Raw genomic sequence first — 12,916 nt, forward strand, 5'->3', positions numbered from 1 at the left:
GAATCGACGGAGGACACCATGACCGGTCTCGAAGGCAAGGTCGCCCTGATCACCGGAGGCGCACGCGGACAGGGCCGCTCACACGCTGTGCGCCTTGCGAGCGAGGGCGCCGACATCATCGCCCTCGACATCTGCGCGGACATCGACACGATGGACTACCCCAATGCCACCCCCGCCGACCTCGAGGAGACGGTCGACCAGGTCAAGGCGCTCGGTCGGCGGATCGTCGCGGTCGAGACCGACGTTCGCGATGCCGCCGCGACCCGGGCGGCCGTCGACCACGGCTACGAGACTTTCGGACGAATCGACATCGTGCTGTCCAACGCGGGCATCGTCCGGCTCAGCGACGGCCCCGACGACTACGCCCAGATGTGGCAGGACGTGATGTCGACCAACCTGAGCGGCGGCTTCCACGTAGTGACCGCCGCGCTGCCGCACCTCATCTCCGGCGGAAGGGGCGGTTCGATCGTGTTCACCGGATCTACCGCAGGTGTGCGCCCGACCGCGAGCCTGAACCCCGCCGCGCTGGCCTACACCGCGTCCAAGTGGGGTCTGGTCGGTATCTGCAAGCAGTACGCCGCGTCGCTGGCCGAGCACTCGATTCGAGTCAACATCGTGCACCCGACCGGCGTCGCGTCGGGCATGACGATGAACGAGGCGATGGGCAGACTCGTCCAGGAGGCGGCCGCGGGCGGCGACAACTCCATCGCACAGATGCAGAATGCGATGCCGATCGAGATCCTGCAGCCCAGCGACATCTCCGACGCCATCGCGTTCCTGGTCTCCGATCAGGCGAAGTGGATCACCGGCGTCTCCCTGCCGGTGGACGCGGGCTTCTCGATCCGCTGAGCCGAGATCCGCGGGCGGCGGTCAGCACAGGCCGCCGTCCACCCGGATCGGTCGGCGTCTCGCACGGCTCTACGCTGCGCGACAGGATGGTGCGCCTCGTGGGTGAAGTAGATCAGCCGACTCGGGTCCGCACGGGGTCACTCCCAGACCAGCTCTGCTGGAAACGCCGCAACGCGGGCCAGGAAATCCATGACCCGCGTTGCGGCACTACCTAATCGACGAATCGAATCGCCGAGCGTCTCATCCCCGAGCCGGGCGGAACACCGGGAGCTGCCAACCATCCGATATGGGCGAGAAGGTCACCTCCAACTCCATGCCGATCCGCACTTCGCTCGGATCCACATCGATGACATTGGTCACCAGCCGGGCCTCGCCCGCTCCGTCGAGTGAAACCACCGCCCCGACAAGGGTGATGTCGGGAATTCCGGGGAAGCCGTGGATTACGGCGTAACTGTAGACACTGCCACGGCCCGAGAGCTCTTTCCAGCGCTTCTCGGTGGACTGACATTCCGGACAGAACGGCGTCGGCGGCATCCGGAAGTGCCCGCACGAACCACATTGCAGCGCAACGAGTTTACCCTCCCTGGCGTACCGCCAGAACGGCTCGGTGTCGCTATTGGTGGTGATGCGGACCGCGTCGGCGGGCAATGTAGTCGCGCGCACGTCGCTCATACCGCGCTCCCGAGGATCAAGCCACTGACCGGCAGCGACGCGGGTCCGCCCGTGGCGAGCGCGAATTCGGCATCCTTCACCTGGTTGATCGCCGTGCCTCGCATCTGTTCCACCGCCTCCTTGATGTGCGTCATACCGATGATGTAGGCCTCCGACAGCTGGCCACCGTGGGTGTTGACGGGGATCGAACCGCCCCGGTATCGAATGGCGCCGCTCTCCACGAACTCGCCACCCTCGCCCTTGCCGCAGAATCCATAGTCCTCGAGCTGCATGAGCACCATCGGGGTGAAGTGGTCGTAGAGCAGTGCCACGTCGATGTCCTCGGCCGTCAAGCCCGACTGCCCCCAGAGCCGTTCGGCGATCGGCGCGTTGCCCGAGGACGCGAAGTACTCGTCGGGCATCCCGTACCAAGCGAATGCGCGACCCCACTCGCGGCGACCGCCGTGCGCGACCGCCACGACTGGCACCGGCTTCTGCCGGAGGTCCTTCGCCCGCTCGATACTGGTGGTGATGACCGCGACGGCCCCCTCGGTCTCGAGGCAGAAATCGTAGAGGCACAACGGATCCGCGATCATCCGGGCGTTGAAATACTCTTCCTTGGTCAGCGGCCTCTTCTGAATTGCCTTGGGCCGGTTCAGCGCATTCTCCCTGGTCGAGATCGCGATCTCGGCGAACGCCTCGCGCCGGGTGCCGTACAGATACATGTGCCGTCGCGCCAGGACCGACATCAGGTGGCCGGGACCGGACAGACCGGAGGGCTGCAGGAAGGAGTTGATCGGGTCCGGGGCGCTGGCCGCGAAGACGGAGCCCAGGCGTTGCTTCTGCTGCTGCAGTGTCATCACCGTGACCACCGCGGTGGCGTCACCGGCGACGATGGCCGCCCGAGCGAGTCCGATCGAACCGGCCGCGCCGCCGCCACCGGAGGTCAGCGAGGCAGTGAAGGTGACCTCCGGAATGCCAAGGGTTTCCATGAAATCCGCGGTGTCCATCTTGTCGCCGTACCCGGCGCCGGCACCCGAGTAATAGGCGAAACCATCGATTTCCTTGACCGAGATGCCCGCGTCCTCGCAGGCCGCCAGGATCGCCTTGCCCGCCAACTCCAGATTTGTCTGCGGCGCGGACCCGCCGCGCTTGTAGTACGGGGTCGCCCCCACACCGACGATCGCGACATCTCTCAAACCGTTGGACACATCAACACTCCATTCTGGTTGCCGCCGACCATCGAACCCGAGACGCGGCACGTGACCACATCACATGCCGCAGCGTCACGCGCGGACAAGTCATCAGGTCACATATATCACATAGTAAACTATCAAATTCCTACCGTCGGGACCTGCCGTACATCTGCGCGATACCAGCCTTCTCGACCAGCATGCGAAACTTATTAAACTTAGTACGATAGATTCTGGCGATCAAGGAAATCTCCGGACCTGCGGCGGCAACCCAACGGCCCCGCAAGCACCGACACGATGGTCGGACCAGATGGTTTACTTGGCCGACGACGACGATCTACCGGGAGGACATACGTGGCCGACAGGGGCTTCGCACCGATCTTCGACTCGCGCAGCGCGGCGTCGCGCCCGATCCGGACGCCCAAGACCGCCCAACTCGTCGCGCACAACCTTCGCCGCATGATCATCGACGGCACCCTGAAGGACGGCGATCACCTCCCACACGAGGCCGAGCTGATGGAACACTACTCGGTCAGCCGCCCCACCCTGCGCGAAGCCGTCCGCGTCCTCGAATCCGAACGCCTCGTCGAGGTGCGCCGCGGATCCCGCTCCGGCGCCCGCGTATGCGTCCCAGGCCCCGAGATCGTGGCGCGACCGGCATCGCTGCTACTCGAACTCTCCGGCGCCACGGTCGCCGACGTGTTCGTCGCTCGCGAGGCCATCGAGCCCGACGCGGCCCGCATCCTCGCGGGCGACGGGACCGAGGAAGACTTCGACGAGCTCGAGCGCATCGTCGACGAAGAGATTCCCGCGGCCTTCGCCTCCGACAACCTCGCGGCCGGTACCTCCGCCTTCCACCTGCGGATGGTGCAGTTGTCCGGAAACGCGACGCTGGCCATCATCGCCGGCATGCTGCACGAGATCACCGAGCGCCACACCGGTGCGGTGCTGCTGGAGACCCGCGCGGACAAGGAGAGGTACGAGTCCTCGTACAAGCTCGAGATCCGGTCCTGCCGACGCCTGATCAAACTGCTGCGCGCCCGCGACGCCGACGGCGCGTTCGCACACTGGCAGAAGCATATGGTCAATGCCCGACTGTCACTGCTCGAGGGCCGCGAGAACGTCCGGGTACGCGACATCTTGGACTAGTAGATATGACGAACTCGCCATGGTGTCGGCATGTACACCCGACGAGTTCGTCCGGGATCCAGCGTTACGAAGAACTGGATTCCGTTGGCGGACTTTTCAATTGGCAGAGCCGCGAGCCGCGGCTCGCAGTTCACTGTGCCGCGCGAGCATCCGCGCGGCGACTACCCCGAGCTCCCGGGGAGGGGTCGGCAGTACGACCAGGCCGCCCTCACGGCTGGGCAGGGCGATGGTGGCGGTCGCCGGGCAGGTGACCTCGCCGCGCTGGCTGGTGCCGCGGAGCTCTACGTCGACCAGATACCGGTCGCCGTCGATCCGTTTGCCAACGACCTCACCTGTGATGATGTGAGTGTCGCCCTGGTAGTTGAATTTCCGCATCTGGCTCGACATGCTCACCAGCCACGCGTCGTCACCCATCCAGTCGGTGAGGTAGTGCGAGAGCCAGCAGTCGCGCATCATGCCGTAGTCGTAGGCGGCGGGCAGGCCGATCGAACGGGCGTAGTCGCTGTCCCAGTGAATGCGCTGCGCGACATCCGGAATACCCTGCTCGTTCGGGATATAGAACGCCGCGATGCGCTGGCGATTCTGGTAGGTCAGGCGACCGGTCGACGGTGTGTACGGAGCGAAACCGTAACCGCCGGAATGGAAGACGACCATATCGGTGGTGGTCAGCGGACCCTTGGCCATAGTACCGAGGCTCTCGCCGACCACGACGTCCTCGTAGTAGCGGGTATTCGCGCCCCGACGCTGCTCGGCCGCGTAGATCTCGTCGATCTTCGCGATCTCCTCGGGGGTATAGGAGGCAGGCTCGACCCCCTCGTACTTGTTTCGCTTCTTCGACTCGTGGCGTTCGGTGTGGATCGTGATGACCTTCTGCACCTGGACGACCTCGGCGCGCTGATTCATCTGGACATGCGAGCGGGTGACGATCAACGACCGACCGGCGAACTCGGACTCCTTGAGCTCTACGTCGCTGAAACCCTGGAACGAATACAGAGTGTCTCCGTCGTATACCGGGCGGTACCAGTCGGTGGTGGTACCCGAGACGAACACGTGAATGCCACGGAAGGACGGACGGCGCTGCTCCTTGGGGACCGGGTCCGCCAACAGATTTCGAGTGAGAGCGATATTGATCATCGGGGGCGCGACCTGACCGCCCCAGCGGGTGCCGAGGCCGTACTCCTCGTCGACGAAGAGCGGATTGTCGTCACCGTAGCTGCGCGCGAAGTTGCGCATGACGTCGGGCACGGCACGGGTGAACTGCTCACGCTGGGTCACCGCGTGGTAGATGCCGACCAGGTCACGCGCGCGCTGAATATCCTCGTCGCGGAAGGTATACACCTGCGGTGCGTCCATCTGCTTCTCTTCCGTCGTCGTCATCCGTACCTCCGTGGTCATGAGCTGATGCGGGCCCGGGCTGCGATTCAGTGACCGAGCCCGTACCCGAGGCGCATATCTCACCTTACATAGAAGGTTCACTAAGTGAAAGATGTTGACGCACCGGTGGCCGTGCGCTCCCTATCTCGGTGAGCGACTCGACGGGGGCGTCGCCGCCACCGGGCAGTGCGCGTTCAGACCACGACGTCGTCGGCGAGGATGCGCTCCAGCACGTGACGACGGACCAACTTTCCGGTCTCCGTGCGGGGCAAGTCGTCCCAGTAGAAGACCCGCTCGGGCGTCTTGCTACCACGCAGCACAGCGCGCACATATGCCCGCAGATCATCGGAGGACAGTTCCATTCCGGCGCGTACAACGACGGCAGCCTCGATCCGCTGGCCCCATACCTCGTCCGGCACACCGACGACCGCGGTGTCGAGCACCGCGGGGTGCCGGAGAATGACCTCCTCGATCTCCGCGGGCGCGATGTTCTCGGCGCCGCGGATGATCGTGTCGTCCATACGTCCGCCGATGTACAGGTAGCCCGCCTCGTCGAGGTACCCCTTGTCGCGGGTGTCGAAGAAGCCGCGGTCGTCGACCGCACGTCCGATGCCCGCGTACTCGGCGGACACCTGCTCACCCCGGACGCAGATACTGCCTGCGACACCGGGGCCAACCACCGCGCCGTTCGCGTCCCGGATCTCGAGGTCGATGCCGGGGACCACCTGGCCGACCGACCCCAGTCGAGCGCGTACAGCGGGGTCGTCACTGGCCAGCGCGGCCCGGTGGTCCTCGGGGCCGAGCACCGCGACGGTGGAGCTGGTCTCGGTGAGTCCGTAGGCGTTGACGAACCCGACCTCGGGCCACATCCGCAGCGCCCGTTCGATGAGAGCGGTAGGCATCGGCGCCCCACCGTAGGCGAGACTGCGCAGCGACGGGAGCGCCTTGTCCTCGTCGGCTTCGACGATCCGCGAGAGCATCGTGGGAACGACCAGCGCGTTGGTGATCTCTTCCTCGCGGGCGAGCTGGAGCCACTGCGCGGGAGTGAACTGTTCGAGCACCAGGGTGCGCCGACCCGCGAACAGGCTGGTGATCGCATTCGCCACTGCCGCAATGTGATACGGCGGGACACTGATGAGCGCGGCATCGGTCGGCTCGGCGGACGCGAATTCGACCGACCCGAACACATAGGAGGTGAGGTTCTCGTGCCGCAGCAGCACGCCTTTCGGCGCCGAGGTGGTGCCGCTGGTGTAGATGACGACGGCCGGCGCGGCGGACTCATCGGAGTTCGGCGAGACGTCGATGCCGACCGCGACGGGCTCGGCAGTCCTGGCCAGCCACTGCGCGGGGGTGAGGGCGGCCAGTCCGGCGTCCCGCAACGCGGCCACCCGCGCTTCGTCGGCGATGCCGAGCGCGCGTGGGTGGTTCGCCAGCAACAACCGGAGCTGCTCCGCGCCGAGCCGGTAGTTCACCGGCACCAACGGAACCCCCGCTCGCGCCGCGGCGAACATGGCAACCGGGAAGGCCGGACCGTTGACCGCGAGGTAGACCACCGAGTCCGCACCGGATTCGCGAATCGCGGCCGCACCCGCCTCGGACATCGCACCGAGCCGTGCGGCCGTGATGCCGCCCTCGCGACGACCGATCATCACACGGTCCCCGAAACCGTCGATCGCCATGTCCAGCAGCATCGTCACATTCATTCGAAACTCCAACAGGTTCGTGTACCGAGGATCCAGCCGGTGGCGGTCAGTCCGAGGACGGCAGCGGCTCGGCCTGCTTGATCTGCAGCGGGCGATCCCCCACGGCCAGTGAACCGTCACCCGCCTTGGTACACAGCACTTCGAGGTCGGTCTCCTCGTCGACGTAGCGCTTACCGAGCAGAGTGCCGTAGCGGTGCGCGGGGTCGATGGCGCTGCCGTCACCGACCCCGGTCCTGCCCGCCACCATTTCGGCCCCACCACAGGTGAGAGCGATCTCCCCCTTGGGCGCGCGCACGACGATGAGCGCGGTGGCGTCGGTGGTGCTCGCCAGCGACTGGCCTACCTCGAGAATCACGGTGCCTCCGTCTGTACCTCTTACCTGACCGGTCCACGCTCCGTGGCCCTACCACCTAGTTTAGATAGTACTATAAGTTATCGAAGCGATACAGGACCCCCCACATCGTCGAGACCATTCGTCGGGCAGCTTTCACCGGGCCCGAGGCGGGCCCGAGGGACAGGAAGCACATATGGAGATCAACGGAAAGAACGCGATCGTCGTCGGTGGCGCGTCCGGCATGGGCAAGGCCAGCGCGGAGGCTCTCGCCGCAGCAGGGGCCACGGTGGCGATCCTCGACCGAGAAACCAGCAACGGCAAAGAGATCGCCGACCAGATCGGCGGCACCTTCCACGCCATCGACATCACCGATTTCGATGGCGCCGAACAGGCACTCGCGGCCTCGGTCGCCGACCTGGGGAGCCTGCACATCGCCGTCAACACCGCGGGCGGCGGCACCGTGAAGAAGACGCTCGGCCGCGGCGGTCCGCACGATCTCGAGACCTTTCGCCAGGTCGTCGACCTGAATCTGGTCTCCACCTTCAACCTGAACCGCCTGCAGGCGTTCCATATGAGCGAGAACGAGGCCGAGGACTCAGAGCGCGGCGTCATCATCAACACCTCCTCCATCGCGGCGTTCGAGGGCCAGATCGGCCAGGTCGCCTACACCGCGTCGAAGGCTGGCATCGCGGGCATGGCTCTGGTGATGGCCCGCGATCTCGGCCCCCAGGGCATCCGGGTGCTCGCCATCGCGCCGAGCCTGTTCGCCACCGGCGCCACCGCCGCCTTCACCGACGAGCAGGTAGCACCCCTGGTCGAGGATGCCGCCTTCCCGAAACGGATGGGGCGACCGGAGGAGTACGCGAAGCTCGCGCTCGCCATCGTCGACAACCAGATGCTGAACGGTCAGTGCCTGCGACTGGACGGCGGCCAACGGTTCGCACCCCGCTGATCCACACGCACCATGCCAGGAGCCACCCCACCGTGCCACTGGCACTGGCACTGGCACTGCCACTGGCACTGGCACTGGCACTGACGGACGACCACCTCGCCATCGCCGAGGCGGTCCGCTCCTTCCTCACTGCCTCGCGAGCACATCGCACACTGGTCACCCGTTCCCCCGACATGGCAAGGGCCCCGTCATCATTCGACTACCGTGGGAATCCCGGCCACCCCGGCAGCGCACCGGGGTCCGGGCCGCCGACCGGATCGCCGATGACCCGCTGATCCAGGCGGCCGGCTTCTGCTGCGCCTGCGGAAGTAGCCGGTGTGATAATTCGAAGGAGTACCGACTTGGTTGTCGAGATACCGCTCGGCCTCGCCGCCAGAGGTCCTGCCGAGGCCACTCCCCCGCGCCGGCCCGGATCTGTGCGGCGCACCTCGACCATCGATATGCGATGGCCCGGGGGCCCGGGAACCCAGCTCCTCCTTCTCGGGCGCGCACGAGATCTGTTGACGCCCGATGACGGCGGCGATCCGGTGGTGCTGCGCGAGGACACCATGCGGGCGGGCATCGACTCCGCGACGCGCACGATCGAGGAGATCGAGACGCACCCCACTCGTCCGAATGTGATGAAGCTGATCGGTTCGCGAGGCGGCGGCAACTCACGTGCGGTGCTCGCCGAGGCGATGGCCGGCGAGTCCTCCGCGGGGACCCCGCTGTACCTGCTGCTGGATGATATCGCGGGCGCCTCCCTCATCGCCGGGTTCGCCTACTCCCGATGGGTCGACCACGACCTGCTCATGCAAGCCATCGGCGCCGGGCCGGTCCGTGACATGACCGGGCTCTGCGCGGGATTTCAGCCCGGTTCCGGCGCCATGATGCCGGACGGCTCTCCCAAGTGGAACCACCAGGTCAGGTCCGTCGCGCCACTCCCACGTGCGAACGATCCACTGAGTTGGCATGCGCTGGAGGAGATCACGGATATGGCCATGCGCCGAGCGCGCCGCATCGACGTCCACGTCGCGGATCTCATCACTATCGACTCGATGTTCCAGGACAGTTCGACGGTGCCCACCGGAGGACGCGTGGCGGTGCACGAGTACCGGCTGACGGCCACCGCGGATCCGGACACCGGGGACCTGCTCACGATCGACGCCGACCCTCGCGTGCTGCCCTACGACGAGTGCCCCCTCGCCGCACGTAACGTCGGAAAGATCCTCGGCACACCACTTTCCGAACTCCGCACCGTCGTGCTGGAGAAGCTCTCCGGGACCGAGGGCTGCACGCACCTCAACGACGCGATGCGCGCGCTCGCGGAAGTTCCCGTCCTGGTCCGCGACCTGCGCGCACGTTCGAATTCCGGTTGAAGCCGACACCTGGAATTCACGGTGTCTCGTCCGTGCGATATCGGTCGGGCGCGCGAGGTCGATACGTGCGACTCGCGCCAGCCGATGTCACCGGCGACTCGGACCAAGCGACTCGAGGTGCTCACCCGGCCCGAACACCCTGGACCTTCCCGGTCGACATGGTAGGTGAACCCGCGACCCTCGCATGAGACTGTTTCACCTCCCGGATGACACCATCGCGCATTCCTTGCAGCAGCGACCGTGCCACCGCACGTAAGACCATCTTCTTCGGCCGCCAGTACTGCGGGGTGTTCATCAACCGCTGCGCCCACATCGGGTGCAGATCCTGCACGACCCAGAACATCAACGCGTACACCGGCCGAACCCAGAGCGGATGACGCCACGGCGCAAGGGGATTCAGCAATTCGACGGTCGGCATGGTGACGCCGAGCAGGGGCAGCGAGTCCGCCAGCAATTGGTCGACGCCCGCTTTGCTGGTGGGTACATCGGTCGCGCCGAGTTCGATACCCATTCGGGCGTATTCGCGGAAGAATTCCTCGAGGCGTTCGCCGCGCATCGGTCGGGGATGATAGCGCTCGTGGGCGGCGGCCAAGGCCCATGCCATGGTGGCGTAGTTCCAGCGCAAGAGTTCGGGGTCGCTGGCACGGTAGGGATGTCCGTCGGGGCGGACGCCTTCCACTCTGTCGTGCATGGCGCGCACGGTGCGTGATACCCGTTCGGCCACAGCGCTCGGGCCGAAAGCCACGCCGAGGAAGAACGACAATGTGTGGCCGGTGCGGGAAGCCATCGCCTCCTGGTCGAATCGGCCGGTGGGAATGCCGTCCACTCTTTCCACGGCGCGGGTGTGCTCGTAGCCCATCCACGCCATATCGGGATGCAACGTTTCGATCATCGCCGCCGCGGCGAGTCCGATCTGGACCGTGGCGATATGCTCGTGCAGATACCAGACAGCGCTGCCGGGGCCGAACCAGCCTGGATCCCCCGCCGGTTCGTCGAATCGCACGTTCTTGAAGAATTGCTGGCGAATCGGCTGGAACGATTTATCGGCCATCCAGTCGAAAAGACTCCGCCGATGCGTAATATCCGGCGCCGCTATTGTATTCATTATTCGAGGCTAACGCGACTGATCAGTCGCATACTAGTCGCATTCGGGCGCGGCCCTTCTCCTGGACACGAAACCGCAAAAGAGCTGGAAAGGACGCTGTCGGCATGGATCTCGATAGCCATCGGTCACTTCTTGGGCACCGGCACTCGCATACCGATCGCCTCTGCCGCCGAACCGCGCGAAGAGTTGTGAAGTCGGCACGGCACACGCGAAGCCGCCGCCGATCGAGATATCGATCGGCGGCGTTCGGCGGAACTGGGAAGGACGGCTCAGGACAGCGCCGCGCGAATCACCTTGTCCACCTCGAGGTCTTCGATGGCGATATTCGCTGTGGCGAAACCGAGGGCCACTCGTTCCGGTGGCTGTAATCCGGGCCACGCCACGCACATGGCGATCGAATCCCAGGCGTCGAAAGCGAAGAATCGTAGTGCCGTCCACGCCTCGTCGAAGGTCGGCGGATCGGTGACGCCGTATTCGCGGAGCGTGGACAGATAGAGCCGCAGCAATTGTTCTTCGTTGCCGCGGCGGACCTCGGTGGGCGTGGAATGGGTGAGCAGATAGCTGATTTCCCGGATTCCGGGTCCGCAGTGGATCACCTGCCAGTCGAGCAGGCCAACACGGCCGTCTGGCAGACGGAAGGTGTTGGCGCAGTGCGCGTCACCGTGCAGGACGGTTTGCGGACCGACCTCCCAGCGCGCGTGCAGAGCCTTGTCGTGGTCGTTGGCGAATTCGGCCATCCGGCGCACCGGTGCGGGCAGGTCGTGTTCGGGCGCGGCGAGCAGAGTTCTACGCATCTTGCGGAATTGCCAGAGCAGCAGGTCGAAGCCCGGGCGTGCACGTTCCGGCGCGATCCATGCGAGATCGGTGTGCAGGCGTGGACTGTTCCAGTAGGCGGCGTGCACTCGTCCGAGCGCATGGATCAGCGCCTGGACATGGGCGAGATCGACGTCCCGCACCGTGTCGGGGAAGGTGGCGTTCTTTGCCGCCAGGTCCTCGAGTACGAGAAGATGGCGCGCGCCGTGACCGGCGTGGCAGGCATACACCTCGGGGGCGATGTCGGCGTCCAGTTCCGGGCGGATCTGCTGGTAGAACGCCACCTCGTTGATCGCCATATCGAGTGCCGCGACCATGGTCCGGTTCTTCGCCGACAGCGGGGTCGACTTGACGAACACGCTGGCAGGCATGCCCGAGTTCTGTCCGATCCGGTTCCAATCGAGCGCGAGACGCTGTCGGTCGGTGGTTCCGGTGGTCCCGTCGAGGGGCCGAATGTTCTCGACCACGGCCGCGGGCGCTCGCGGGGCGAATACTTCGGTGAGCCACTGCGCGGTGACCGCCGCGGCACTGTGCGGTTTCGGCGCGGGCGCCCACGGGGATATCGCCAGCGCGGTTTCGGACAGGGCGCGAGCGGTTCGTCGCATGCTTTTCTCCGTCGTCATCGAGATGTCGGCCACCCACGAGTTGACGGCCTTACATAGTTAACTATGTCATAAAAGATAGCTATCCATGCGCGATCGCGGGGATGAGTTCGCCGCGGAAAGCAAGGCGATCAGCCGGTTCACGACAGGCTCACCTTGGCGGCCAGCCAACGACCGTCCACCCGTTCCATGGTCATCAGCATGCGGCTGCGGTCGACGCGGGGATCGGGGCTCGCGGTGTTCGTCACCGTCTGGTCGACGAACAGCAGGACTTCGGCCCGGTCATCGGACGCCGACTTGACTGCGGAATCGACCACCGTTCCGTGACCGGTCGCTTTGTTGTCGATCAGCAACTGTTTCAACTGGGCACTGGATTGGCTGTACATGTCCTTGAACTCGCCGGTGGCGCCGTCGAGCACAGTGGCGAAATCTCGATCGAGATTATTCGAATCGATACTGGTCAGCGCCAGCGCGTACTGTTCGGCGGCGCGCTGTGCCGCGCGGCCTGCGGCGTCAGTGTCATTGCCGTTCTTCAGTTTCCAGCCGCAGACGGCCGCGATGACGGTCGACACCACCGCGATCGCGATCAGCAACGCCATCACGGCATCGCGTCGTGCGATCGATGACAGGCGGACCATCCGCTTCGAAGCACGCCCGATCTCGGCGCTCTCGTCCTTGGCCGGGCTGTCCGCGGTCTCGCCACCGAGGTCTCGCGGTGAACGAGTCTCGCCGGCGTCCTCGGTCGAATCGTCACCGGCCCGCGCCGTCTCGCCCTCGGGCAGCGGGTCTTTTTCCACAACAGGGGTATTGGTGTCGCTTTTCATGCGCTCCCT

General features: G+C 65.6%; 13 protein-coding genes. 5 read left to right on the forward strand and 8 right to left on the reverse strand.

Going from position 1 to position 12,916, the window contains the following annotated elements; all coding sequences use genetic code 11:
- The first annotated feature begins 18 nt into the window (after positions 1 to 18).
- Entirely contained in the window at positions 19 to 849 is an 831-nt protein-coding gene (locus tag ABZS43_RS12275; RefSeq protein ID WP_355035913.1) for a mycofactocin-coupled SDR family oxidoreductase, read from the forward strand.
- 240 nt (positions 850 to 1,089) lie between these two features.
- Here ABZS43_RS12275 and ABZS43_RS12280 read toward each other — a convergent pair whose 3' ends face one another.
- Together ABZS43_RS12280 and ABZS43_RS12285 are read right to left on the reverse strand one after the other, a co-directional pair.
- Positions 1,090 to 1,521 carry a Zn-ribbon domain-containing OB-fold protein gene (locus ABZS43_RS12280; RefSeq protein WP_355035914.1) on the reverse strand — a complete coding sequence of 144 codons (432 nt, stop codon included), beginning with the start codon at positions 1,519 to 1,521 and terminating at the stop codon, positions 1,090 to 1,092.
- Positions 1,518 to 2,711, reverse strand: coding sequence for a thiolase (locus ABZS43_RS12285; protein WP_355035915.1), 1,194 nt, complete (start codon positions 2,709 to 2,711; stop codon positions 1,518 to 1,520). The genes ABZS43_RS12280 and ABZS43_RS12285 overlap by 4 nt, the downstream gene beginning before the upstream one ends.
- 336 nt (positions 2,712 to 3,047) lie before the next feature.
- Between ABZS43_RS12285 and ABZS43_RS12290 the strand changes: the two genes are divergently transcribed.
- Positions 3,048 to 3,842: a GntR family transcriptional regulator gene (locus ABZS43_RS12290; RefSeq protein ID WP_355035916.1), complete on the forward strand. Its 795-nt coding sequence runs from the start codon at positions 3,048 to 3,050 to the stop codon at positions 3,840 to 3,842.
- A 96-nt stretch (positions 3,843 to 3,938) separates the two neighbouring features.
- On the opposite strand, the gene ABZS43_RS12295 is transcribed toward ABZS43_RS12290, so the two are convergent.
- The 3 genes from ABZS43_RS12295 to ABZS43_RS12305 form a co-directional block, all read right to left on the reverse strand.
- A complete protein-coding gene (locus tag ABZS43_RS12295; protein ID WP_355035917.1) occupies positions 3,939 to 5,219 on the reverse strand; it encodes a MaoC family dehydratase N-terminal domain-containing protein in 1,281 nt (426 codons plus the stop codon).
- Between the two features lie 191 nt (positions 5,220 to 5,410).
- Positions 5,411 to 6,919 carry an AMP-binding protein gene (locus tag ABZS43_RS12300; RefSeq protein WP_355035918.1) on the reverse strand — a complete coding sequence of 503 codons (1,509 nt, stop codon included), beginning with the start codon at positions 6,917 to 6,919 and terminating at the stop codon, positions 5,411 to 5,413.
- Between the two features lie 46 nt (positions 6,920 to 6,965).
- Positions 6,966 to 7,274 carry a hypothetical protein gene (locus ABZS43_RS12305; protein WP_355035919.1) on the reverse strand — a complete coding sequence of 103 codons (309 nt, stop codon included), beginning with the start codon at positions 7,272 to 7,274 and terminating at the stop codon, positions 6,966 to 6,968.
- A gap of 172 nt (positions 7,275 to 7,446) precedes the next feature.
- Between ABZS43_RS12305 and ABZS43_RS12310 the strand changes: the two genes are divergently transcribed.
- The 3 genes from ABZS43_RS12310 (at position 7,447) to ABZS43_RS12320 (ending at position 9,563) form a co-directional block, all read left to right on the forward strand.
- Positions 7,447 to 8,205 carry an SDR family NAD(P)-dependent oxidoreductase gene (locus ABZS43_RS12310; RefSeq protein WP_355035920.1) on the forward strand — a complete coding sequence of 253 codons (759 nt, stop codon included), beginning with the start codon at positions 7,447 to 7,449 and terminating at the stop codon, positions 8,203 to 8,205.
- 32 nt (positions 8,206 to 8,237) lie between these two features.
- A complete protein-coding gene (locus tag ABZS43_RS12315) occupies positions 8,238 to 8,480 on the forward strand; it encodes a hypothetical protein (protein ID WP_355035921.1) in 243 nt (80 codons plus the stop codon).
- 225 nt (positions 8,481 to 8,705) lie between these two features.
- Positions 8,706 to 9,563, forward strand: a complete 858-nt coding sequence (locus ABZS43_RS12320) for a DUF2889 domain-containing protein (RefSeq protein WP_355035922.1) — start codon at positions 8,706 to 8,708, stop codon at positions 9,561 to 9,563.
- A gap of 121 nt (positions 9,564 to 9,684) precedes the next feature.
- Here ABZS43_RS12320 and ABZS43_RS12325 read toward each other — a convergent pair whose 3' ends face one another.
- The 3 genes from ABZS43_RS12325 to ABZS43_RS12335 form a co-directional block, all read right to left on the reverse strand.
- Positions 9,685 to 10,614 (reverse strand): oxygenase MpaB family protein, encoded by a 930-nt coding sequence (locus ABZS43_RS12325; RefSeq protein ID WP_355035923.1) that lies wholly within the window; start codon positions 10,612 to 10,614, stop codon positions 9,685 to 9,687.
- A 323-nt stretch (positions 10,615 to 10,937) separates the two neighbouring features.
- Positions 10,938 to 12,086, reverse strand: coding sequence for a hypothetical protein (locus ABZS43_RS12330; RefSeq protein ID WP_355035924.1), 1,149 nt, complete (start codon positions 12,084 to 12,086; stop codon positions 10,938 to 10,940).
- A 137-nt stretch (positions 12,087 to 12,223) separates the two neighbouring features.
- Entirely contained in the window at positions 12,224 to 12,907 is a 684-nt protein-coding gene (locus ABZS43_RS12335) for a hypothetical protein (RefSeq protein WP_355035925.1), read from the reverse strand.
- Positions 12,908 to 12,916: the final 9 nt, after the last annotated feature.

The organism is Nocardia sp. NPDC005366 (genome assembly GCF_040606855.1).
In the GTDB taxonomy this organism is placed as follows: domain Bacteria; phylum Actinomycetota; class Actinomycetes; order Mycobacteriales; family Mycobacteriaceae; genus Nocardia.

Excerpts from the sequence above, each read along its gene's own strand:
- ABZS43_RS12275 (WP_355035913.1), top strand. The coding sequence starts at position 19 with ATGACCGGTCTCGAAGGCAAGGTCGCCCTGATCACCGGAGGCGCACGC.
- ABZS43_RS12280 (WP_355035914.1), bottom strand. The coding sequence starts at position 1,521 with ATGAGCGACGTGCGCGCGACTACATTGCCCGCCGACGCGGTCCGCATC.
- ABZS43_RS12295 (WP_355035917.1), bottom strand. The coding sequence starts at position 5,219 with ATGACGACGACGGAAGAGAAGCAGATGGACGCACCGCAGGTGTATACC.
- ABZS43_RS12300 (WP_355035918.1), bottom strand. The coding sequence starts at position 6,919 with ATGAATGTGACGATGCTGCTGGACATGGCGATCGACGGTTTCGGGGAC.
- ABZS43_RS12310 (WP_355035920.1), top strand. The coding sequence starts at position 7,447 with ATGGAGATCAACGGAAAGAACGCGATCGTCGTCGGTGGCGCGTCCGGC.
- ABZS43_RS12325 (WP_355035923.1), bottom strand. The coding sequence starts at position 10,614 with ATGGCCGATAAATCGTTCCAGCCGATTCGCCAGCAATTCTTCAAGAAC.
- ABZS43_RS12330 (WP_355035924.1), bottom strand. The coding sequence starts at position 12,086 with ATGCGACGAACCGCTCGCGCCCTGTCCGAAACCGCGCTGGCGATATCC.
- ABZS43_RS12335 (WP_355035925.1), bottom strand. The coding sequence starts at position 12,907 with ATGAAAAGCGACACCAATACCCCTGTTGTGGAAAAAGACCCGCTGCCC.